The 22573-nt window shown below is 59.4% G+C and carries 25 protein-coding genes; 11 read left to right on the forward strand and 14 right to left on the reverse strand.

What is annotated here, in order from left to right; all coding sequences use genetic code 11:
• Positions 1-48 precede the first annotated feature (48 nt).
• The 6 genes from BLW70_RS12805 to BLW70_RS12830 all read right to left on the reverse strand — a co-directional run bounded on the left by BLW70_RS12805 (position 49) and on the right by BLW70_RS12830 (position 4324).
• Complete coding sequence (locus BLW70_RS12805) at positions 49-1383, reverse strand: sensor histidine kinase (protein ID WP_074874456.1); 1335 nt, start codon at positions 1381-1383, stop codon at positions 49-51.
• Between the two features lie 66 nt (positions 1384-1449).
• Positions 1450-1887, reverse strand: a complete 438-nt coding sequence (locus BLW70_RS12810; protein WP_074874459.1) for a Spy/CpxP family protein refolding chaperone — start codon at positions 1885-1887, stop codon at positions 1450-1452.
• Positions 1888-2218: 331 nt separating this feature from the next.
• Positions 2219-2896, reverse strand: a complete 678-nt coding sequence (locus BLW70_RS12815) for a response regulator transcription factor (protein WP_027922300.1) — start codon at positions 2894-2896, stop codon at positions 2219-2221.
• Positions 2897-2903: 7 nt separating this feature from the next.
• The gene (locus tag BLW70_RS12820) at positions 2904-3317 is read right to left on the reverse strand and encodes an SH3 domain-containing protein (RefSeq protein WP_074874461.1); all 414 of its coding nucleotides are present in this window, start codon (positions 3315-3317) and stop codon (positions 2904-2906) included.
• Between the two features lie 109 nt (positions 3318-3426).
• Positions 3427-3726 (reverse strand): YciI family protein, encoded by a 300-nt coding sequence (locus tag BLW70_RS12825; protein ID WP_047532085.1) that lies wholly within the window; start codon positions 3724-3726, stop codon positions 3427-3429.
• A gap of 1 nt (position 3727) precedes the next feature.
• Positions 3728-4324 (reverse strand): septation protein A, encoded by a 597-nt coding sequence (locus BLW70_RS12830; protein ID WP_074874463.1) that lies wholly within the window; start codon positions 4322-4324, stop codon positions 3728-3730.
• A gap of 87 nt (positions 4325-4411) precedes the next feature.
• Here BLW70_RS12830 and BLW70_RS12835 point away from each other — a divergent pair, with 87 nt between their 5' ends.
• From BLW70_RS12835 to rluB, 5 genes are all read left to right on the forward strand, one after another.
• Positions 4412-5275, forward strand: coding sequence for a PHP domain-containing protein (locus BLW70_RS12835; protein ID WP_033053481.1), 864 nt, complete (start codon positions 4412-4414; stop codon positions 5273-5275).
• 13 nt (positions 5276-5288) lie between these two features.
• Positions 5289-5918 carry an L-threonylcarbamoyladenylate synthase gene (locus tag BLW70_RS12840; protein ID WP_102616520.1) on the forward strand — a complete coding sequence of 210 codons (630 nt, stop codon included), beginning with the start codon at positions 5289-5291 and terminating at the stop codon, positions 5916-5918.
• Positions 5919-6740 (forward strand): segregation and condensation protein A, encoded by an 822-nt coding sequence (locus BLW70_RS12845; RefSeq protein WP_074874468.1) that lies wholly within the window; start codon positions 5919-5921, stop codon positions 6738-6740. It begins immediately after the preceding gene.
• A gap of 11 nt (positions 6741-6751) precedes the next feature.
• Positions 6752-7741 carry an SMC-Scp complex subunit ScpB gene (gene scpB, locus BLW70_RS12850; protein ID WP_074874470.1) on the forward strand — a complete coding sequence of 330 codons (990 nt, stop codon included), beginning with the start codon at positions 6752-6754 and terminating at the stop codon, positions 7739-7741.
• Between the two features lie 280 nt (positions 7742-8021).
• Positions 8022-9320 carry a 23S rRNA pseudouridine(2605) synthase RluB gene (gene rluB, locus BLW70_RS12855; RefSeq protein WP_074874473.1) on the forward strand — a complete coding sequence of 433 codons (1299 nt, stop codon included), beginning with the start codon at positions 8022-8024 and terminating at the stop codon, positions 9318-9320.
• Between the two features lie 184 nt (positions 9321-9504).
• On the opposite strand, the gene BLW70_RS12860 is transcribed toward rluB, so the two are convergent.
• Positions 9505-10470, reverse strand: a complete 966-nt coding sequence (locus tag BLW70_RS12860) for a M29 family metallopeptidase (protein WP_074874475.1) — start codon at positions 10468-10470, stop codon at positions 9505-9507.
• Positions 10471-10539: 69 nt separating this feature from the next.
• Positions 10540-10677 (reverse strand): hypothetical protein, encoded by a 138-nt coding sequence (locus tag BLW70_RS30795; RefSeq protein ID WP_008156111.1) that lies wholly within the window; start codon positions 10675-10677, stop codon positions 10540-10542.
• A gap of 929 nt (positions 10678-11606) precedes the next feature.
• Here BLW70_RS30795 and BLW70_RS12865 point away from each other — a divergent pair.
• Positions 11607-13028, forward strand: coding sequence for an amino acid permease (locus BLW70_RS12865; protein ID WP_074874477.1), 1422 nt, complete (start codon positions 11607-11609; stop codon positions 13026-13028).
• 221 nt (positions 13029-13249) lie between these two features.
• Entirely contained in the window at positions 13250-13663 is a 414-nt protein-coding gene (gene arfB, locus BLW70_RS12870; RefSeq protein WP_008010994.1) for an alternative ribosome rescue aminoacyl-tRNA hydrolase ArfB, read from the forward strand.
• On the opposite strand, the gene BLW70_RS12875 is transcribed toward arfB, so the two are convergent.
• The 6 genes from BLW70_RS12875 to phhA form a co-directional block, all read right to left on the reverse strand.
• The gene (locus BLW70_RS12875; protein WP_074874479.1) at positions 13660-14874 is read right to left on the reverse strand and encodes an MFS transporter; all 1215 of its coding nucleotides are present in this window, start codon (positions 14872-14874) and stop codon (positions 13660-13662) included. The two genes, arfB and BLW70_RS12875, sit on opposite strands and share 4 nt — an antisense overlap.
• 105 nt (positions 14875-14979) lie before the next feature.
• On the reverse strand, positions 14980-15162 hold the full coding sequence (locus tag BLW70_RS12880; RefSeq protein WP_074874481.1) for a hypothetical protein: 183 nt from the start codon (positions 15160-15162) through the stop codon (positions 14980-14982).
• A gap of 74 nt (positions 15163-15236) precedes the next feature.
• Positions 15237-15368: a hypothetical protein gene (locus BLW70_RS31280; RefSeq protein WP_008156098.1), complete on the reverse strand. Its 132-nt coding sequence runs from the start codon at positions 15366-15368 to the stop codon at positions 15237-15239.
• A 282-nt stretch (positions 15369-15650) separates the two neighbouring features.
• Positions 15651-16844, reverse strand: a complete 1194-nt coding sequence (locus BLW70_RS12890) for an amino acid aminotransferase (protein ID WP_074874482.1) — start codon at positions 16842-16844, stop codon at positions 15651-15653.
• The gene (locus tag BLW70_RS12895) at positions 16844-17200 is read right to left on the reverse strand and encodes a 4a-hydroxytetrahydrobiopterin dehydratase (RefSeq protein ID WP_008030478.1); all 357 of its coding nucleotides are present in this window, start codon (positions 17198-17200) and stop codon (positions 16844-16846) included. The genes BLW70_RS12890 and BLW70_RS12895 overlap by 1 nt, the downstream gene beginning before the upstream one ends.
• A 103-nt stretch (positions 17201-17303) precedes the next feature.
• Complete coding sequence (phhA, locus tag BLW70_RS12900; RefSeq protein WP_074874484.1) at positions 17304-18089, reverse strand: phenylalanine 4-monooxygenase; 786 nt, start codon at positions 18087-18089, stop codon at positions 17304-17306.
• A gap of 281 nt (positions 18090-18370) precedes the next feature.
• Here phhA and BLW70_RS12905 point away from each other — a divergent pair, with 281 nt between their 5' ends.
• The 4 genes from BLW70_RS12905 to flgH all read left to right on the forward strand — a co-directional run bounded on the left by BLW70_RS12905 (position 18371) and on the right by flgH (position 22571).
• Complete coding sequence (locus BLW70_RS12905) at positions 18371-19936, forward strand: sigma-54-dependent transcriptional regulator (RefSeq protein ID WP_074874485.1); 1566 nt, start codon at positions 18371-18373, stop codon at positions 19934-19936.
• A 315-nt stretch (positions 19937-20251) separates the two neighbouring features.
• Complete coding sequence (locus BLW70_RS12910; protein ID WP_074874487.1) at positions 20252-20992, forward strand: flagellar basal body rod protein FlgF; 741 nt, start codon at positions 20252-20254, stop codon at positions 20990-20992.
• A 45-nt stretch (positions 20993-21037) separates the two neighbouring features.
• The gene (gene flgG / locus BLW70_RS12915) at positions 21038-21823 is read left to right on the forward strand and encodes a flagellar basal-body rod protein FlgG (RefSeq protein WP_059407583.1); all 786 of its coding nucleotides are present in this window, start codon (positions 21038-21040) and stop codon (positions 21821-21823) included.
• A 52-nt stretch (positions 21824-21875) separates the two neighbouring features.
• Positions 21876-22571 (forward strand): flagellar basal body L-ring protein FlgH, encoded by a 696-nt coding sequence (gene flgH / locus BLW70_RS12920; RefSeq protein ID WP_074874489.1) that lies wholly within the window; start codon positions 21876-21878, stop codon positions 22569-22571.
• The last annotated feature ends 2 nt before the right edge of the window (positions 22572-22573 follow it).

The following is a 22573-nucleotide window of genomic DNA, read 5'->3' on the forward strand; positions in this document are numbered from 1 at the left end:
GCAGAGCGTCCCGGACTGCATTCCCACGCGGAGCGTGGGAACGATCATCTAAGTGGCGACTCCCGGCACTAACGGTAATTCGAGGCTGGCGATGAACCCGCCATCGGGATGATTAGCCAGCACCAGACTCCCGCCATGCCGTTCCGCCGCACGGCGCGCAATCGCCAATCCCAAGCCATGGCCGGCCGCCGTCTGCCCCGGTGCCCGGTAGAACGGCTCGCCCAATTGGCTCAAATGCGCAGCCTCTACACCCGGGCCATGATCGCGCACACTGACCACAATCCGCTCACCCTGGCGCACCGCCTGCATTTCAATCGATTGCCCCACCGGGTTAAACCGTTGAGCATTACGCAGCAGGTTGTCGACGGCGCGCTCGATCATCGTCGGCCAGCCTTTAAGGTTCAGATTCGACTCGGCCTCAAGGTGCACGTTCTGCTCCGGCGAACCCAATTGAGCATCCTTTTGCAACGTGTTGAGCAGCGCATTGAGATCAATCTCTTCAGCGCTGGCGTTGTCGGCATCGACCCGCGCCAGAACCAGGATTTCGCTGATCAGCGCTTCCAGTCGGTCGCACTCTCGAGTGAGGCGCGGCCAGAGTTTCTGGCGTTCTTCAGGGTTGGCTCGCTCGGCCAGTGCCAGCGCGATGCGCAGCCGGGCAAGCGGTGAACGCAGCTCGTGGGACACATCCCGCAGCAACTGCCGCTGGCTGCCGATCAAACTTTGCAGGCGCGCGCCCATGCGGTTGAAGTCGTTGGCCAGCACGCCGAATTCATCGCGCCGGTTGGCCAGTTTCACCAGGCTGTTTTGTTGGTAAGTGGTTTGCCCCAGGTCATGCACCGCGCCGCGCAAGCGATTGAGTGGGCGAGTAATGGACATTGTCACGAACAGGCTGAACAAGGTCAGGACCACCAGCGCGATACCCAGCGCACTCAACGGCCATAGCAGGCTTTCGCGGTGCCACGCGTCAAGTTCGGGGTGCGGAATACGGTAGATCAGCAGGTAAGTGTCGCCGGTTTTTGCGCTGGTGTACTCATCGGTCAGCCGGCGCCATGGCAGGCGGCGGTCGTCGTTGTTCTGGCGCGCTTCGAAGGCGGCCGCCCGGCGTGGAAAGGTACCGCGCACCAGCGGATCGCCGCTCTCATTGAGCACTTGAACGTCGATGTGATACTGGCGCTTGCGCTGTTCCAGAATGTCCTGGGCCGCGTCTTCACCCTGTGATTCGTAGGTTTGCGTCCACTGTTCGGCCAAAGTATTGAGGCCTGGATGGCGGCTGAGAATCCACGCGTCCTGGTTGAGCATGTGCCCCAGCAGAATGGAAAGCCCTGCAACCAGAGCGATGGCCAACCAGAAGCTGGCCAGAATACGCCAGAACAATGAGCGCACAGAAACTCCTCAGCAAAGAAAGCCCAACGGCGATTAACCGTCGGGCTGTGATATGACGCTAGAACATTACTGCGCCTTTTGCGGCTGTTGCGCTTTCCAGGCCTTGAACTCGGCCCATTCGGCGCGACGTTCAGCCTGTTTTTTCTGGATCTCGTCGAATTGCTTCTGTTGATCCGGTTTCAGCAGCGCACGCACGTCGGCTTCGGCTTTCTTGTGGTTGGCCGCTATTTCATCTTTCAAGGCTTTCTGGTCGGCTGGCGAGAGTTTTTCCAGGTACTTGTCGACCACTTGCTTACGTTCACGCATCTGCTCGCCCATGATTTTGCGGATCTGCTCGCGCTGTTCGCGGCTCAGGTCCAGCTGGCTGTACGGGCCTTTGCCGTGCATGCCGTGCATCTGACCGCCATGGTGTGATCCGTCCATCGGGCCGGCACCTTCAGGCATGGCCATGGCAACGGTCGGCAGGGCGGCAGCGAACATCAGAGCGATAAGAGTCTTGCGCATGGTGAATCTCCTTGTCTCGTTCCCGGTACGTTCCGGATGAGTACAGATTACGCAGATCAAGGTCAGCGGCGGTCAGCTGAGCGTAAAGCTTAGGTAAAGACGATTTCAGATTGACCTGACAAATCCATCACTTTCACCAATTTCACTGACCAAACATGACCGATGTAGCAGCTGTCGAGCCCCAGCGAGGCTGCGTTCGGCTGCGAAGCAGTCGTGAAATCAGGCGATGCGTTTTTTCAAGTAAGCCGCGTATCCAGAACTTACGACTGCTTCGCAGCCGAACGCAGCCTCGCTGGGGCTCGACAGCTGCGACAACGTTTTGCATTGGGTTTTAGAGGCTGTAGTAATAGCCGCGGCTGCGCAGGGCCACGATGCGTGGGCGGCCGTCGGGGTGCGGGCCGATCTTTTTGCGCAGGTTGCTGACGTGCATGTCCAGGCTGCGGTCGTACAACGTCAGTTTGCGGCCGAGGGCGATTTGCGCCAGTTCCTGTTTGTCCAGCGGCTCGCCGGGTTGCTTGAGCAGGGCTTCGAGCAAGCGGCTTTCGGAGACGGTGAGGGTGAACTCCTGTTCATCGATGCTGACCACGCCACGTACCGGACTGAAACACAGGTCGCCCAGTTCCAGCTGACTGGACACCGCTGCCGGATGACTGCGGCGCAACACGGCGCGCAGGCGGGCGGTCAATTCCCGTGGGTCGCATGGTTTGGCCAGGTAATCGTCGGCGCCGAGTTCCAGGCCGAGGATGCGGTCCAGCGGCTCGCCGCGAGCCGAAAGCATCAGCACCGGCAAGTCCGGGTGATCGCTGCGCAATTGCTTGAGCAGCTCCAGGCCGCTGCCATCCGGCAGCATCACATCCAGCACCACGGCTGCCGGCGATGTTTCGGCCAGTGCGCGACGGGCGCTCTGACCATCGTGGCAGGCGCGGACCTGAAAGCCTTCCTGGCTCAGCCAACTGCTCAGGAGCTCACACAGCTCCTGGTCATCATCAATTAATAACAGCTCGCTCATGACTCACTCAATTTAGCCATTGCCTACGTTTTCTGGTGGCACCACTGGCGAAGATACCGCAGAGCAGCGCCAATAGCGCTACCCCGGCGCCGATGACGAACCACTGTTGCTGATCGGTCAATAGACGCGGCAGCGAGCTGCTGGCCTGGGTTTCCTTGAGTTGCAGCTTGAGACGCTGATTCTCTTGGCGCAACCGGCTTAGCTGGGCGCTTTCGCGTTCGGCATCGGTATTTTGCAGCTGTTTGCTCAGTTCTTCTCGTTGCTGTTCGCTTGCCTTCAAGCGCTGTTGCAACTCGGTGATCTGGCTGCCGGCGCTCAGGGACAGCGGTGTCGAGCTGCCGCCCTCGGCGCTTTCTTCACCGTGGGCAGGGGCCACAATCGATAACGTCACCAACATCAGACACAACGGACCTTTGCGCATCGCCACTCCTGATTCCAATACGAGTATTGGGCAGGTTGTCGGCCGGCAAACGAGAATAATGAGCGTTGAGAGCGCGATGAACCGATAAGGTTCATCGCGCGGGGAGATATTACGGCAGGACTTGCTTGAACGGTTTGACCGAAACGTTGGCGTAGACGCCTGCGGCGATATACGGATCAGCGTCGGCCCAGGCCTGCGCGGCGCTCAGGGAATCGAATTCGGCGACGATCAGGCTGCCGGTGAAACCCGCAGCGCCAGGATCATTGCTGTCGACTGCCGGGTGTGGACCGGCCAAAACGATGCGACCTTCACCTTTGAGCGCTTGCAGGCGCTCAAGGTGTGCAGGCCGTGCGGCCAGGCGGGCTTCCAGGGAGTTGGCGACGTCTGTGGCAATGATTGCGTAAAGCATGTCAGTCCTCGGTTTTTGGCGTTGTGGTATCGGCGTCGTGCAGGTGGCGGGACAGGTAGATGCCCTGCGCAACCAGGAACAGCAGCGTCATGCCCAGGCTGCCGAAGACTTTGAAGTCGACCCAGTATTCCTGGAACGTGAACGCGACGAACAGGTTGGCGGCACCGCAAAACAGGAAAAAGCCGATCCAGGCGATGTTCAGGCGAGTCCAGACCGGCTCCGGCAGGGTCAGCGCGTGGCCCATGATGCGTTTGATCAGCAATTGCTCGCCGATGAAGTGGCTGCCGATGAACGCCAGGGCGAACAGCCAGTTCACGACCGGCGCTTTCCATTTCAGGAAGGTTTCGCTGTGGAACGCCAGGGTCAGACTACCGAAGACCAGGCAGGCGATGAGGGTCAGCCACTGGCTCTTCTCCAGCTTGCGCTGCTTGATGAACAGCGTGCCGTAAACCACCAGGGAGCTGAGGATCAGCATGGCAGTGGCGCTGTAGATACCGCCTACAGTGACCTCATGGCCGGCAATGTCGACGACCCGGGGATCGAGTTTGAAGACGATGAAGAACAGCAGGAGCGGGATGAAATCGATGAATTGTTTCACAGTGGCAGCCAGAAGCAGGATGTGGCGGCATAATAACAAACATATGGGCGCGCGATAGCGCCAGCTGAATTGAGGTAAAAAAGTCCTGTGAATGTTGATTTGCACTGCCATAGCACGGCCTCCGATGGCGCTCTCGCGCCTGCAGTACTGGTTGCGCGTGCGTTCGAGAAAGGCGTGCGAGTCCTGGCCTTGACCGATCACGACACTCTCGAGGGCCTCGACGAGGCTCGCAGTGCGGCGACCGCGCTGGGGATGCAACTGGTCAACGGCGTCGAATTGTCCTGCACCTGGGGCGGCGCGACCATTCATGTGCTGGGCTATGGTTTCGACGTCAACGCTGTGCCGTTGGTCGAGGCCATTGCAAAATTGCACGATGGCCGCTGGCTACGGTCCGAAGAAATAAGCCGCAAGTTGGCATTGAAAGGCATGCCGGGTGCGCTGGAAGGTGCCCGGGCCATCCAGCAGGAACTGGGCGACAGCGGCAACGCGCCGGCCCGTCCGCATTTCGCCGACTGGATGGTGCGTGAAGGTTTCGTCAAGGATCGCGCCGAAGCGTTCCGCAAATGGCTGGGTGCCGGCAAACTGGGGGACGTCAAGCAACACTGGCCAACCCTGGAAGACACGGTCGAAACCCTGCGTGCCGCCAAGGCCTGGGTCAGCCTTGCGCATCCGTGGCACTACGATTTCACTCGCAGCAAGCGTCGCCGGCTGATTTCTGACTATATTCAAGCTGGGGGCCACGCTATCGAAGTGGTCAATGGCCATCAGCCCGCCGAGCAAGTGGGCAGCCTGGCGATTCTCGCCCGTGAGTTCGGTCTGCTGGTCAGCGCCGGCAGTGATTTTCATGGCCCTGGAGGCTGGTCCGAGATCGGTGAGTACCGCCCGCTTCCGGAAGATTTGCCACCACTGTGGTGTCGATTCAAACATGACCCAATTATTGCCGCCGTCTGAACAGGTAGAGAATGTGAGTCAATTTTTCCAGATTCATCCGGAAAACCCGCAAGCGCGCCTGATCAAACAGGCTGTCGAGATCATCCGCAAAGGCGGGGTGGTGATTTATCCCACAGACTCCTCCTACGCCATTGGTTGCCAGATCGGTGACAAGAATGCCGTGGAGCGCGTGCGTCGATTGCGTGGTCTGGATGACAAGCACAACTTCGCCCTGATTTGCAGCGATCTGTCGCAACTGGGGCTGTTCGCCAAGATCGATACCGGTCTTTTTCGCTTGCTCAAGGCCCACTTGCCGGGTCCGTATACCTTCATTCTCAACGCCACCCGCGAAGTCCCGCGGCTGTTGTTGCACCCGAAAAAACGCACCATCGGCCTGCGCGTACCGAGCCATCCGATTGCCCTGGCGCTGCTGGAAGAACTCGGCGAACCGCTGATGAGCGTGACCCTGATCATGCCCGGCGACACCGACCCGATGACCGATCCTTACGAAATGCGCCAGTTGCTCGAGCATCAGGTCGACCTGATCATCGACGGCGGTTTCGGCGGGATCAAGGCGTCCACCGTGATCAACCTCGCTGACGGCGAGCCGGAAGTGATCCGCGTGGGTTGCGGCGACCCGACGCCGTTCATGGCCGAGGCGTAGATGTCTGCAGTAGAACCCGTGGTTGACAGTCAGGCCGGAGCCCAGCAAGAGCTGCCCTTCGCGATGGTCTATGGCCAGGCGGTCATGGAAATGCCGCTGGACCTGTACATTCCGCCGGATGCGCTTGAGGTTTTTCTCGAAGCCTTCGAAGGCCCCCTCGACCTGCTGCTGTACCTGATCCGCAAACAGAACATCAACATCCTCGACATTCCTGTAGCGGAAATAACCCGGCAATACATGGGCTATGTCGAGTTGATGCAGTCGGTGCGCCTGGAACTGGCCGCCGAGTACCTGGTCATGGCCGCAATGCTGGCCGAGATCAAATCGCGGATGCTGCTGCCGCGTGCCGAAACGATCGAAGCCGAAGAAGATGACCCTCGCGCCGAACTGATTCGCCGCTTGCAAGAGTACGAACGCTTCAAGGCCGCAGCCGAAGGCATCGATGGCCTGATCCGTGTGGGTCGTGACGTGGTCGTCCCCAAGCTCGACGCCCCGGAAGCCCGAGCGCGCAAGCTGTTGCCGGACGTGCGTCTTTCAGAGCTGTTGTTGTCCATGGCAGAAGTGTTGCGCCGTGGCGACATGTTCGAAAGTCACCAGGTCAGCCGCGAGGCACTGTCCACCCGCGAACGCATGAGCGATGTGCTGGAGCGCCTCAAGGGCGGCGGTTTCGTGCCCTTTGCCGAGCTGTTCACCGCTGAGGAGGGACGTCTGGGGGTGGTGGTAACCTTTATGGCGATCCTCGAACTGGTCAAGGAATCCTTGGTCGAGCTGGTGCAGAATGAGCCGTTCGCAGCGATCCACGTGCGGGCCCGAGCCGAATAACGAGTTGAATCATGAACCTGACTGAACCCCGCGAGCTGGCGCCATTGCTTGAAGCCTTTCTGTTGGCCTCGGGAAAACCGCAATCGCTTGAACGCCTGTTCGAACTCTTTGAAGAGGGTGAGCGGCCGGAGCCGCCGGTCTTCAAGAAAGCCCTGACGATTCTCGCCAAGTCCTGCGACGGCCGCGCCTTCGAGCTGAAGGAAGTGGCCTCCGGGTATCGCTTGCAGATCCGCGAAAAGTTCTCGCCGTGGGTAGGACGTTTGTGGGAAGAGCGGCCGCAGCGCTATTCCCGCGCCATGCTCGAAACCATTGCGCTGATCGCCTATCGCCAGCCGATCACCCGGGGCGAGATCGAAGACGTGCGGGGTGTGGCGGTCAACAGTCACATCGTGAAAACCTTGCTGGAGCGCGAGTGGATTCGCATCGTCGGCTACCGCGACGTGCCAGGTAAACCAGCGATGTTTGCCACCACCAAGGCCTTTCTCGATCACTTCAACCTCAAAAACCTCGACGATTTGCCGCCGCTGGCCGAATTGCGCGAGCTTGAGCCTGATCCGGTGCTCGATTTCGACGACGCGCCGGTGCCTGCCGCACTGCAAGAGTTGGCCGACGCCAGCGCCGAGCCGGAAGAGCCGAAGGAAGAAACCAGTTTCCATACGCTGTTGCTGGAGCTCGACACCATGGAGGAGGGGCTCAAGACCGACTTCGACGATCTATTGCGTGATGGTGAGGTGAGCGCGACCGAAGAGATTCTGGACCTGCCCGAGCCTGTGAGCGAAGTTGAACTTCAGGTCGAGCCCGAAGCCACAGTCGAAGAAGAGCAGGAAGAAGAGCAGGAAGATGATGTGCTTGGCGTTGCCGAAGCTCGCGAGAAACTCCTGGCCGCTGTCGCCGCCCTTGAACAACACAAGCCCGAGCCCGAGTTGACCGACGAAGAAGCCGAAGCCCGAGCCCTCGCCGAAGCAATCGAGGCCGAACGCCGCGATTTCGAAGACGATTAACCTGACTGATCGTTCCCACGCGTGGGAACGATCTTCAAGAACTGTAGGAGCCGAGCTTGCTCGCGATTGCGGTCTTCCAGTCACCTTGATGTTGAATATGCCGACGTCATCGCGAGCAAGCTCGGCTCCTGCACAAGCCGGTCGGCGGAAAAACAGGTAAGTCGCCATTGATCAGCTAGTCTCTGATGCGCGAACGCTCCCATGAGCGTATGATTCGCGACCCTTCGGCGATCCCTTCGCCAAGTACCCCGTTTTACAGACCACACCGGGAGGTGCCCAGATGAGTATCAAAGACCAGAAAGACGACCAGGAAATCGGCCCAGCAGGCGAAAAACTGCAGAAAGTCCTCGCCCGTATCGGCGTCGGCTCGCGCCGTGACGTGGAAGCCTGGATCAGCCACGGCCGCATCAAGGTCAATGGCAAAGACGCCACCCTCGGGCAGCGCGTCGACATGCACGACGCCATCACCATTGATGGCAAGGTGATCAAGCGCGAAGAAGCCGCCGAGTCGGTACGCCGCGTGATCATGTACAACAAGCCGGACGGCGAAATCTGCACCCGCCTTGATCCGGAAGGTCGTCCGACCGTTTTCGACAAGATGCCGAAACCAAAAGAAGGTCGCTGGATCAACATCGGTCGTCTGGACATCAACACTACCGGCCTGCTGATGTTCACCACCGACGGTGAGCTGGCGAACCGCCTGATGCACCCTTCCTACGAAATGGACCGTGAATACGCGGTGCGTGTCCGTGGTGAAGTCGATGACGAGATGATTGAGCGTCTGAAAGCAGGCGTCGTCCTCGAAGACGGCCCGGCCAAGTTCACCGACATCAAGCAGGCGCCAGGTGGCGAAGGTTTCAACCACTGGTACCACTGCGTGGTGATGGAAGGTCGCAACCGCGAAGTCCGTCGTCTGTGGGAATCCCAAGGCCTGGTGGTCAGCCGTCTGAAGCGTGTGCGTTTCGGTCCGGTGTTCCTCAACTCCGACCTGCCGATGGGCCGCTGGCGCGAAATGAGCCAGTACGAAGTCGACATTCTGAGTGCTGAAGTTGGCTTGACCCCAGTGGCCATGCCGCAGATGAACGCCAAGAGCAAAGACAAGCTCGATCGCATGCAGCGTAAATCGTCGCGTCCGATGGGCAAGACCGAGCGCGTGCGTTCGTTGCGTCCAGCCATCGGTAACCAGACCGCTGCTACGCCGCGTGATACCCGTGAACCGCATATCGAAGGCGAGCGCCCAGCCCGCAAGCCAGCAGCACCTCGTGCTGACGGCGAGCGCGGTCCACGCACGCCACGTCCGGCCAATGGTCGCACCGAGCGCGGCGAAGGCCGCGGTGCGCCAAGCGGTGGTCGTAGCGATCGCGGTGCTCCGGCCGGTCGTGGCGAGTCTCGTGGTGAGTCGGGTCGCGGTACGCCTGTGGCAGACCGTCCTTCCGACACCAAGCGCCCGGCCAAGGCTCCGGCGAAGAAGCGTCCAGGCATCGTTCTGGTCGACAAGGACGCGCCATCGGGCAAGCGCCGTGGCGCGCCAGCCGGTTCGGGCCAGCGTCCGGGCTTCGGTCGTCGCAAGCCTGAGTAATCGTTAAGCGCCCCATGAAAAACGCCAACCTTCGGGTTGGCGTTTTTTTTGTCTGTTTTTCTGATCGTACCCACGCTCCGCGTGGGAATGCAGCCCGTGACGCTCTGCGTCACATCTCAAGAGCGGACGCAGAGCGTCCATTGATGCATTCCCACGCGGAGCGTGGGAACGATCAGTCGATCAGTCAGAACACAAACCGCCCATCAAACACCGGCTCATCATCCAGCGCCAACACGCCGCTGGAGAAAATCAGGTCCAGATGATGGCTACCCTTCGCGCCACCGCCCAATCCCAGGTGCAGCCCGCAATGGCGCTCCTCGAATCCGGCATTGCGCGCATACAACGCCTTAACGCCTTCATTGGTGCCGATCCCCAACTCCTCAATTCGTCGATTGGATGGATTGGCCTCCAGGTACTTGTTGAAGTCATGTTCCAGCCCCGGCACCTCGGTGGCGATTTTGCTGATGGTCGAGTTCTCGATCCACAACTCCAGCGGCGACTCCAGCACCCCGTATTTGCGGGCAAATGGAATAGTGCCAAGAAAAGTCCCCATGAACTTGACCCGGCCGTTTATGGCTTCGCTGTGCGTGGCAATCTCACCAGGCGCCAGATCGAAGTTGCCGACACCGTTGATGTCGGTCCACTTCTTGATGCTGCTCAACGGTGTTTCAAACCACGAACCGTGATCATCCTTGAAACTTAACGTGGTGGCATGGGACATGCGCTGGATCAAGTGGCTGTTCAACCCGGCAATGCGCTGCGGGGTGACACTGAACGTGTCGTAGAAGTAATCGCCGTAATCCTTGAACAGCAGCGACTTCTTCCAGTTCTCGGCCATGACGCCTTGCAGCGCGCGGACAAAATCCGGGCCATCGGGGCGTGGGTTGGGCAGGGTGGAAGAGTCGTAGAAGAAAATGTACAGATCACTGTCGGCAATCGTCTGGGCCAGCAATTCCGTGGGTTCCAGGTCCAGTCGCATTGCGCTGAAACTGAAGCGAGGGCTGGCACCGGCCTGTTCGGCGATGGCGCCCGTCAGTGCATGGTAATCAGCCGTGTAGCCGAGCAAGACCTTCGCCGGATTAATGCCGGCAAGGGCAGGGTGATGTTCGAGGTAGTAAAGGAAATGCGAAATGGCGCGTTGCTTATCCATGTAGTCCTCCCTGACAAACCGAGAAAAAGTGGCAGGCACAACCGGCCGGATCGTGCCTGCCGGGATGTCTTACAGAGGCCACATCGCCGTGCCGAACGGAACAACCGCATCGGCTTGCATCATTTCAACGGCGGCGTCATGGGTCGGTGCTTCAAACCAATCGTCCAGTTGCAGTTCAGTTTCCAAGTCTTTTTCAAGTGCTTGCATTGTGAATCTCCTAGATGACTTTTTCGGTAAGTGCAGCGGCGCGTTTTCAGTCATTGAACAACCCGCCAACTTGCTGATCGATGCGTCTCGGCAAGTCGCTGAAAACCTAGTTCACAGGTTTTTAAATTGCAAAAAAATAATCAAATAAGATTTGTTTGAACTTTTTATTCTGTTTTTTATCGGGCAATTTGTTAATAAAAAACAAAAAACTAACTCGACCTTTCCCTACGGAAACGTCCTACCGTCAATTTGCAGTCAACATACAGTCAGATCTGATTCGGCAAATTTACGTTACGGCTTGTAAAGAAATACTGACGAAATCAAGCCTCAAAGCCCTTGGTTTGACGCTTGCGCAAGGGATGTAAGGAAAACCTTCCGCCAAGTAGCCATTCAGGCCGTGCGCAGGGCTCTGGCCCGCTTGTTTCAGGCGCGGTTGAAGGGTGAGATGCGCCCCATGCCTGTCGTGCAGGTGCATAACAAGAAGGAGGCGCAATGTACGCCGTGACTCATCTCCATCTCCCCCGGGGAGCGATTTTTCCATCGTTCCCATCGATGACCCGCAAAGGTCTGACTCTATTTTTGCAGCCGCCCGAGAGCCTCGAGGCGGACACAGGCAATCCCGGCAAATGACACGCTGATCCAGCAGTGTCTGGCAGCAGGGGGTTACAGGTGTACAATGCGCCGCGTTTTAACTGTGACCTCCTGCGCATCTGCGCAAACCTCAAGGCTATCCGCCTTGTTCACTCCGCTGCGCCACAAGCGTGTCGGGTTCGATTTCGTCACAGATAAAAACAAACAGGTGACGCATGACCGTTGTAAAAACGCTGAACTCCTTTTGCCTTCGCTGGGGTTTGATCGGCGCTGCTTGAAATCGCCCCCGAGCAGCAACGTCTAACGAACATCATCAAACCTTGCGTGAGACCCTTTTCATGAGTGGACAAAACTCGCATTCAGGCGAGCTGAAACGCGGCCTGAAAAATCGCCACATTCAACTGATCGCCCTCGGTGGCGCGATCGGTACCGGGCTGTTCCTTGGCTCGGCCGGTGTACTGAAATCTGCCGGCCCGTCGATGATCCTCGGCTACGCCATCTGCGGCTTCATTGCTTTCATGATCATGCGCCAGCTCGGCGAAATGATCGTCGAAGAGCCAGTCGCCGGTTCCTTCAGCCACTTCGCCCATAAATACTGGGGCGGTTTCGCCGGCTTCCTGTCGGGCTGGAACTGCTGGATTCTGTACATTCTGGTGGGCATGTCGGAGCTGACCGCGGTCGGCAAGTACATTCACTACTGGGCGCCACATATCCCGACCTGGGTTTCGGCAGCCGGTTTCTTCGTCTTGATCAACCTGATCAACCTGGCGAACGTCAAAGTCTTTGGTGAGGCGGAGTTCTGGTTCGCGATCATCAAGGTCGTGGCCATCGTCGGCATGATTGCACTCGGCAGCTATCTGCTGGTCAGCGGCGACGGCGGCCCCCAAGCCTCGGTGACCAACCTGTGGGTCCACGGCGGCTTCTTCCCGAATGGCGTCAGCGGTTTGGTGATGGCCATGGCGATTATCATGTTCTCCTTCGGCGGCCTGGAAATGCTCGGTTTCACCGCAGCGGAAGCTGACAAGCCGAAAACCGTGATCCCGAAAGCCATCAACCAGGTGATCTACCGGATCCTGATTTTCTACATCGGCGCGTTGGTTATCCTGCTTTCCTTGACGCCATGGGACAGCCTGTTGACGACCCTGAATGCGTCGGGCGACTCCTACAGCGGCAGCCCGTTCGTTCAAGTGTTCTCGATGCTTGGCAGTGACACCGCTGCGCACATTCTCAACTTCGTGGTCCTGACCGCGGCGCTGTCGGTGTACAACAGCGGCACCTACTGCAACAGCCGCATGTTGCTGGGCATGGCCGAGCAGGGCGATGCGCCGAAAGCCTTGTCGAAGATCGACAAGCGCGGCGTGCCAGTGCGTTCGATCCTTGCTTCGGCGGCGGTGACATTGATTGCCGTTTTGCTGAACTACCTGATCCCGCAAAACGCGCTGGAACTGTTGATGTCGCTGGTGGTTGCCACCCTGGTGATCAACTGGGCGATGATCAGCTTCTCGCACTTCAAGTTCCGCCAGTACATGAACAAGACCAAACAGACGCCGCTGTTCAAGGCCCTGTGGTACCCGTACGGGAACTACGTCTGCCTGGCGTTCGTGGTGTTCATTCTTGGCGTGATGCTGCTGATTCCGGGGATTCAGATCTCGGTGTATGCGATTCCGGTGTGGGTCGCATTCATGTGGATTTGCTACGGCATCAAGAACAAACGCAGCGCCCGGCACGCACTGCAGGCTGCGGGTTCCGTAGCGAAATAATGTAAGCGCAGACACAACAAACCCGGCCATGTGCCGGGTTTGTTGTTTTCGGGTTTTACACAAATCCCTTGTAGGAGTGAGCCTGCTCGCGATAGCGGTGTGTCAGTCAACATCTTAGTTGCCTGACACACCGCTATCGCGAGCAGGCTCACTCCTACGGGGACCGCATTCTTTCAGTTTATTCGCGGTATCCTGAGCGCCCTGAACCCGGACGCTTTTCCATGCTGGTGATTTCCAACAACGTGCATCTGCCGGATGCCGAGATCGAATTGACCGCCATCCGCGCCCAGGGCGCCGGTGGGCAGAACGTCAACAAGGTCTCCAGTGCCGTGCACCTGCGTTTCGACATTCCGGCCTCGTCCTTGCCCGAGTTCTACAAGGAGCGGTTGCTGGCGCTGCGTGACAGTCGCATTACCAGCGAAGGCGTGTTGATCATCAAGGCCCAGCAATACCGCACGCAGGAAGCCAATCGTGCGGACGCGCTGGAACGGCTGACCGAGTTGATCCTCAGTGCCACCAAGGTCGAGAAAAAACGTCGCCCGACCAAGCCGACCCTCGGTTCGAAGAAGCGTCGGTTGGAGTCAAAGACCAAGCGCGGCAGCATCAAGGCTGGACGCGGCAAGGTCGATTTTTAGCGGGTTTGGCGTTCTTCCCGGTACTTTTCATTGAGATGCTTCGGCGCCTGCCGGTACAAGTAAACACTCAGTGCCAGACCGCTCAACGCGGCGAGTGCAGCGAACAGGAAGATCGAGGCAAAGCCAAAGCCTGCCGCAATCGCACCCGCCACCGGCCCGGTGATCCCCAGCGACAAATCGATGAACAACGAATAAGCCCCGACTGCCGCGCCACGACTTGAGGCCGGTACCAGGTTGACCGCTTCCACCCCCAGCGCGGGGAATACCAGCGAGAAACCGAACCCGCTCAGCGCCGCACCGGCCAGTGCCCAATGAGCGTCCGGCGCCAGCCACAGCAGCAGCAAGCCGAGCGTTTCCACCGACAGGCAGGCAATCGCCACGCGAAAGCCACCGAGGCGGTTGATCAGGTTGCCGAACAGCAGCCGCGCCCCGATGAAACTGGCACCGAACAAACTCAAGCACAGCACCGCGTTGTCCCAATGCTGCGTGGCGTAATACAACGTGATGAAAGTCGCGATAGTGCCGAAACCGATGGAGCCCAGCGCCAGACCGCAACCATGTGGCAGTACGCGCCCCAGCACGTGCATGAACGGCAGCCGCTCACCGACCACAATCGGCGCTGCGGTCTTCGGCCAGGCCAGCACCAGGCCGAGGACGGCCAGCAACACGATGCTCACGCCCATGCTCCACAAACCCAATTGACTGACCAGCAGCACGCCCAGCGGTGCACCGACCGCCAGCGCGCCATAACTGGCGATGCCGTTCCAGGAAATGACTTTGGCGGTGTTCGCCGCGCCGACCCGGCCGATGCCCCAGCCAATCGAGCCAGAACCCACCAGGCTTTCCGCGCTGCCGAGTACCAGACGGCCGATCAGCAGGCTGATCAGGCTCAAGGTCGGCAGGCTTTGGGTCCAGGCCGAAATCAGCATGAACACGCCGCTCAAACCGCAGCCGGCGAGGCCGTACATCACGGCGAGTTTGCTGCCCTTGTTGTCGATGATTTTCCCGGCATACGGACGGCTGAGCAGGGTGGCCAGGTATTGCACGCTGATTACCAGGCCGGCGATGACCGCGCCGAAGCCCAGATCGCTGTGGACGTAGCCCGGCAACACGGCGAGGGGAATGCCGATATTCAGGTAGCCGATGAAGGTAAACAGGACGATGGAAACGACTTGCAGCGTGACCGCCAGGGGGCGCTGGGTTTCAGACATGGGTAAAGATCCACGGGGAAGCAGGATAGATAGGCTGCTTATGATAGCGGCGCAAGCGGCTACGGGTCGTGGAAAAAGTAAAACTATTTGCCGGGCGGGGATGAATCAGGGTTTGGCGGGAGCGACAAGGTGCGTGGTGACCAGGGCGGCCAGTGCGTTTTCTTCGCTGCCGAAACGGGCGAGCAGCGCGGCGCGTTTCTCGGGGGACAGGCGATTCCAGATCTCGATCATCTTCTCGGTAGTACCGATCAGGACGCTGGCTTGGGTTTCGCTGAAGTCGTCGGTCATGGAGGGCTCAAGGGTTCAGGCGGTGTGGAAAGCGCATGTTAGCGCTTTCCACACGGTCTGGCATTGCAGGTGAATCAGTCTTCGCTGTCGGCCTTGCGGCGTTCAGTGGCTTCTTTCGGCTCGGGCTGTTGGGCGCCGGCTTGTTGCGTGGGCGTCTGCTCAGTTTCGTGCAGGCTTGGGAAGGGGAGATTAGGGATCTCGTGCATATCGCGCTCCTCGCAAAGTCTGTTGATAGATCTGGTAGATCCGCGCTTTTAAAAAGCTTGGGGAGGATACAGCAGAAGAAATGACAAATAGACTTTTATATCCAATTGTTGCGACGGATGGGATTGTCTAGACAGGTCTGCGGCAGTGGCGCAGACGATCGTTCCCACGCTCTGCGTGGGAATGCAGCCCGGGACGCTCTGCGTCGCTTTAAAGCCGAACGCGGAGCGTCCGTCGAGGCATTCCCACGCGGAGCGTGGGAACGATCAGTGGTGCGATAGGGATTACTTGCAGACTTCGGCGATGGCTTCGGCCAGCAGATCCAAGCGTGTCGCATCGATTCCGGCGACGTTGGCCCGGCCGGTGCCGACCATGTAAACGCTGTGATGATCGCGCAGTTGTTTGACCTGCTCCGGCGACAAACCAGTGTAGGAAAACATCCCGCGCTGCACGCCGATGTGCGCAAAGCGCTCGCGCAAACCATGAGGTTCCAGCGCTTCAACCAAACCGCTGCGCAGCTGGGCGATGCGCAAACGCATGGCTTCCACTTCGTCGGCCCAGAGGCTTTTCAGCTCTGGATCACCGAGGATGGTCGCTACCACAGCCGCGCCATGATCCGGTGGTGTCGACCACAGGTTGCGGGCGATGTTGGCCAGTTGGCTGCGGATATCCACCAGCTTGTCAGCGGTTTTCGCGCAGACAATCAGCGCACCGGTGCGATCGCGGTACAGGCCGAAGTTCTTCGAGCAGGAGCTTGTGATCAGCACTTCCGGCAACGCGGCAGCGAACAACCGGGTCGACCAGGCGTCCTGTTCCAGGCCATCGCCGAAGCCTTGGTAGGCGAAGTCGATCAGTGGCACCAGATCGCGACTGCGCACCACGTCCAGCACTCGGCGCCAGTCGTCATGGGACAGATCGAAACCGGTCGGGTTATGGCAGCAGGCGTGCAGCAGCACCACATCGCCTTTCGGCGCCTCGTTGAGGGTGGCGAGCATCGCTTCGACATCGAGGCGGTTATCGCTGCCCACGTACGGGTAATGACTGACCTTGACCCCGGCTGCCGCGAAGATGGTTTCGTGGATCGGCCAGGTCGGGTTGCTCAGCCACACGCCACGGCCCGGCAGGCACTGGGCGATGAAGTCGGCACTCAAGCGCAGCGCGCCGGTGCCGCCCGGTGTTTGCGTCGCCCCGGTCCGTTGTTCGGCAATCAGCGGGGAATCGGCGCCCAGCACCAATTCAACGATGGCCTTGCCGAACGCCGATTCACCGTGGCCACCGATGTAGGTCTTGGTGGTCTGGCGATCCACCAGACGTTGCTCGGCGAGTTTCACGGACTGGGGAATCGGTGTCAGGCCTTGGGCATCTTTATAGACGCCCACGCCGAGGTCGAATTTGCGCGGATTGGGGTCCTGCGCATAGGCCTCCATCAGGCCGAGAATCGGGTCGCCGGGTACTCGGCCGATGGCGTCGAAATGCATTATTTGCGGCCCTCGGCGTCCTTCGCCACTTCGTCAGTGCGCGCGGCCATGATGAAATCGTTGCGATGCAGGCCCTTGATGGAGTGGCTCCACCAGGTCACGGTGACTTTGCCCCACTCGGTCAGCAGGCCTGGGTGGTGACCTTCCGCCTCGGAGATTTCACCAACGGCGTTGGTGAACGCCAGTGCGTGTTTGAAGTTCTTGAACAGGAAAACTTTTTCCAGCTGCATCACGCTGTCGCGCACTTCAATGTTCCAGTCAGGAATCTGTTTGATCAGTACCGGCAGTTCTTCGTCGCTGACCTGAGGGGCATCGGCGCGGCAGGCTTCGCAATGGGCTTGGTTCAATGTGGACATGATGGGTTCCTGAAATCGAATTATTGGAATTCGGCCGTCAATTCACCACGCTAAACCAAAGCGTCGGTTCCTGACAGGCTCACTTGATTCTAAAAGCTGCGGATCACGCAGCCTTTGGCGGAAATTTCGGTGTGTGCAAGCCCAACAGCATGCCTTGCTTGACCATGCCCATGATGTCTTCGTGGGCGAGGTCGAACAGACGCTTGAGGTTCGGCAGGACAAAGTACAGCGGTTGCAGGATGTCGATGCGATACGGCGTGCGCATGCATTCCAGCGGATCGAAGGCCTGATGCTCAGGTTCGTCTGACAGGCAGTAAACGGTTTCTTTCGGCGAGGAGAGAATGCCGCCGCCATAGATGCGCAGGCCTTCAGCTGTATCGACCAGGCCGAACTCGATGGTCATCCAGTACAGGCGCGCCAGGTACACGCGTTCTTCCTTGGAAGCCTGTAGGCCGAGTTTGCCGTAGGTGTGGGTGAATTCGGCAAACCAGGGGTTGGTCAGCAGCGGGCAGTGGCCAAAGATCTCGTGGAAAATGTCCGGCTCTTGCAGGTAATCCAGCTCTTCGCGGGTACGAATAAACGTCGCCACCGGAAACTGCTTGTTGGCGAGCAATTCGAAAAAGGTCTGGAAGGGGATCAGTGCGGGTACCCGGGCAACCTGCCACCCGGTGGTTTCACCGAGGACCTTGTTGATCTCGCCGAGTTGCGGAATGCGGTCGTGGGGCAGACCGAGTTTTTCGATACCGTCCAGGTATTCCTGGCACGCACGACCCTCGATCACTTTCAGTTGGCGAGTGATCAGCGTGTTCCACACCGCGTGTTCTTCGGCGGGGTAGTCGATAAAACCTTGCGCATCGGGCTCGCGAGCCACGTATTGCGTCTGCTTCATGCTGCTCTCCTGCTAGGGGAATTCGTTCTTGTTGTGAGTACAGCTATGGACCTAGAAATACCTCAGAAATGCAGTGTTGCAGCGCCCGAGTCGCGCTGTGCGTAGGAAAAATCGTCGATTTTTGTAAAGTAATCGTTACGGATCGACTGAAATGGCGCAGGGATTGAGATTGGCGGGTTTGAAATGGCGTGCAGGTGTCACATAATCTTGACGACTAAGTTGGTGTCTGCGCAGAAAAATCCCTGCTCAGGCCCTCAATCACTCCTGTTTCGGGCGTTTTTATGCGTATCAAAGTCCACTGCCAGAACCGCATCGGCATCCTGCGCGACATTCTCAACTTGCTGGTGGAGTACGGGATCAACGTCGCTCGCGGCGAAGTCGGCGGTGAGCATGGCAACGCGATCTATCTGCACTGCCCGAACCTGATCAACATTCAGTTTCAGGCGTTGCGTCCGAAGTTTGAGGCGATCGGCGGGGTATTCGGCGTCAAGCGTGTAGGGCTGATGCCCAGCGAACGTCGGCACATGGAACTCAATGCGTTGCTCGGCGCCTTGGAATTTCCGGTGCTATCGATCGACATGGGCGGCTCGATCGTCGCGGCCAACCGCGCGGCGGCGCAGTTGCTCGGCGTGCGGGTCGATGAGGTGCCGGGGATTCCGTTGTCGCGTTACGCCGAGGATTTCGACTTGCCGGAACTGGTGCGCGCCAACAAGTCGCGGATCAACGGCTTGCGGGTGAAAGTGAAGGGCGACGTGTTTCTCGCCGACATCGCGCCACTGCAATCGGAGCATGACGACAGCGAAGCAATGGCCGGTGCCGTACTCACGTTGCACCGCGCCGACCGGGTCGGTGAGCGCATCTATAACGTGCGCAAGCAGGAGTTGCGCGGTTTCGACAGTATTTTCCAAAGCTCGAAGGTGATGGCCGCGGTGGTGCGCGAAGCCCGACGCATGGCGCCGCTGGATGCGCCGCTGTTAATAGAAGGCGAAACCGGTACCGGTAAAGAGTTGTTGGCGCGCGCCTGCCATCTGGCGAGTCCGCGGGGGCAGTCACCGTTGATGGCGCTCAACTGCGCCGGCCTGCCGGAATCCATGGCTGAGACGGAGCTGTTCGGCTACGGCCCCGGCGCTTTCGAGGGGGCGCGGGCCGAGGGTAAGCTCGGTCTGCTGGAGCTGACGGCAGGCGGTACGCTGTTTCTCGATGGTGTCGGGGAAATGAGCCCGCGTTTGCAGGTGAAATTGCTGCGCTTCCTGCAGGACGGTTGCTTCCGTCGTGTGGGCAGTGATGAAGAGGTTTATCTGGATGTGCGGGTGATTTGCGCGACGCAGGTCGACCTGTCCGAGTTGTGCGCGCGGGGTGAGTTTCGCCAGGATTTGTATCACCGCTTGAACGTGCTTTCACTGCACATCCCGCCACTGCGCGAATGCCTCGATGGTTTGACGCCGCTGGTGGAACACTTCCTCGATCAGGCCAGTCGGCAAATTGGTTGCCCGCTGCCGAAACTGGCGCCGGCGGCGATGGAACGGCTCAGTCACTACCATTGGCCGGGCAATGTTCGGCAATTGGAAAACGTATTGTTCCAGGCGGTTTCCTTGTGCGAGGGCGGTACCGTCAAGGCCGAACATATCCGCTTGCCGGACTACGGCGTGCGTCAGCCGCTTGGCGATTTTTCTCTTGAAGGCGGATTGGACGAGATTGTCGGGCGTTTCGAGAAAGCGGTGCTGGAGCGTTTGTATTCCGAGCATCCGAGCAGTCGGCAACTGGGCAAGCGGTTGGGGGTTTCGCATACGACCATTGCCAATAAGTTGCGTGAGTATGAAGTCGGCAAAGAACCCGGCAGCGCCTGATCGTTCCCACGCTCCGCGTGGGAATGCCTCAATGGACGCTCTGCGTCCGCTTTGGGACGCGGAGCGTCCCGGGCTGCATTCCCACGCGGAGCGTGGGAACGATCAGCGAATCGGTCAGTAAGGTCGGCACTTGCCTCGAAGCGGCATAACACCGCCGGTTTTTCGTCTTCGACACAATCCTCCAATCCCTCCTGAACCCCTCAAGTCCTTTGTTTGCCGGGCCCTGCGCCGCCAGAAAAAAGTTGGTCTGCAAATTGCTTGTGGCTCAGCAGTACAGCGGTGGACGGCAAACGTCCGGCATGCAGAGGAAAGAGTGTGGACAAGTACCTTTATGTGGCAATGACCGGCGCCAGCCAGAATGCACTGGCGCAGAAGGCTCATGCGAACAACCTGGCGAACATCTCCACCAACGGCTTCCAGAAAGACCTGGAGCAGGCGCGTTCGATGCCGGTGTTCGGCGACAGCTTTCCGGCGCGTGCGTTTGCCCTGTCCGAGCGTCCGGCCACCGATTTCTCCCCTGGCGCATTGGTGCAAACCGGTCGCGACCTCGATGTCGCGGTGCAAGGCAATGGCTGGATCGCCGTGCAGAACCCGGACGGCGGCGAAAGCTACGTGCGCACCGGCAGCCTGAACGTCGACGCCCTGGGCGTGCTGCGCGCCGGCAACGGTATGCCGGTGATGGGCAATGGCGGGCCGATTGCCGTGCCGCCCGAGCAGCAAATCGAAGTGGGCGAGGACGGCACCATCAGCATTCGTGCGATGGGCGAAGGTCCTCGCGTGATGGCGGAAGTCGACCGCATCAAGCTGGTCAACCCTGACTTCAAGAACATGACCAAAGGCCTGGACGGTTCAATCCACACCAAGGACGGCAAGCCGGCGCAGGCCGATGCCGACGTCAAACTGGTGTCCGGCTTCCTTGAGTCGAGCAACGTCAACGCCGTGGAAGAGATGACCTCGGTGTTGGCCCTGGCCAAGCAGTTCGAGCTGCACATCAAGATGATGAACACCGCCAAAGAAGACGACCAGGCCATGGCTCGGGTCTTGCAGATCAGCTAATTATCAGAACGTCGCGCCGTAAAACAGGCGCACGAGGAGAATCGAATGCTTCCGGCTCTATGGGTTGCCAAAACAGGTCTGTCCGCCCAGGACACTAACCTGACGACCATTTCCAACAACCTGGCCAACGTGTCGACCACGGGTTTCAAACGTGACCGCGCCGAGTTCCAGGACTTGCTCTACCAGATCAAACGCCAGCCAGGCGCCCAGTCGACCCAGGACAGTGAACTGCCGTCGGGTCTGCAATTGGGTACTGGTGTTCGCATTGTCGGGACCCAGAAAAACTTCACCGCCGGCAGCCTGCAAACCACCGAGCAGCCGTTGGACATGGCCATCGACGGTCGCGGTTTCTTCCAGATCCTGCAGCCGGACGGCACCACGTCCTACACCCGTGACGGGACATTCCACCTCGACTCCAACGGCCAGATCGTCAATGCCAGCGGCTTCGCCCTGGAACCGGCCATTGTCATCCCGAACGATGCCCAGACCTTCACGGTCGGTCGTGACGGCACCGTGTCCATCACCGTTACCGGCAACCCGGCCTCCCAGGTGATCGGCAACCTGCAAACCGCCGACTTCATCAACCCGGCCGGTCTGCAGGCGGTGGGCAACAACCTGTTCCTGGAAACCGCGGCCAGCGGCGCGCCGCAAGTCGGTACCCCGGGCCTGGCCGGTTTCGGCACCACGTTGCAGAACACCCTCGAGACCTCGAACGTCAGCACCGTTGAAGAGATGGTCAACATGATCACCACTCAGCGCGCTTACGAGATGAACTCCAAGGTGATCTCCACCGCCGACCAGATGCTCTCGTTCGTAACGCAGAATCTGTAATCAAGTCTATGAGGCGGCCATGAGGTCGCCTGCAACACCGTGAGGTAGGGTCATGAATCGCTTCGTATCTGTTCTGGCACTGAGTGGGGCCGTCGTGCTCGCGGGCTGCGTTGCCCCGCCGCCCAAGCCCAATGACCCTTACTACGCCCCGGTGTTGCCGCGCACACCGCTGCCGGCTGCCGCCAATAACGGCTCGATCTACCAGGCCGGTTTCGAACAGAACCTCTACAGCGACCGCAAGGCGTTCCGGGTCGGTGACATCATCACCATCACCCTGAATGAACGCACCCAGGCCAGCAAGAACGCCAACTCGCAAATTGGCAAGAACAGCAAGACCGACATCGGTCTGAGCTCGTTTTTCGGGGGTGGCCTGAGCACCAGCGATCCAGTGGGCAGCGGTAGCCTGAGCCTGGATGTCGGTTATGAAGGTGACCGCGCCACCAAGGGCGACAGCAAGTCCGGGCAGAGCAACAGCCTGACCGGTTCGATCACCGTGACCGTCGCTGATGTGTTGCCCAACGGCATCATCGCCGTGCGCGGCGAGAAGTGGCTGACCCTCAATACTGGCGATGAGCTGGTGCGGATTGCCGGTATGGTTCGATCCGATGACATCGCCACCGATAACACTGTGTCGTCGACCCGCGTCGCCGATGCGCGCATCACCTATTCGGGCACCGGTGCTTTTGCCGATGCGAGTCAGCCAGGCTGGTTCGACCGTTTCTTCCTCAGCCCGCTGTTCCCTTTCTAGGT

The organism is Pseudomonas frederiksbergensis, assembly GCF_900105495.1.
GTDB classification, from domain to species: Bacteria; Pseudomonadota; Gammaproteobacteria; order Pseudomonadales; family Pseudomonadaceae; genus Aquipseudomonas; species Aquipseudomonas frederiksbergensis.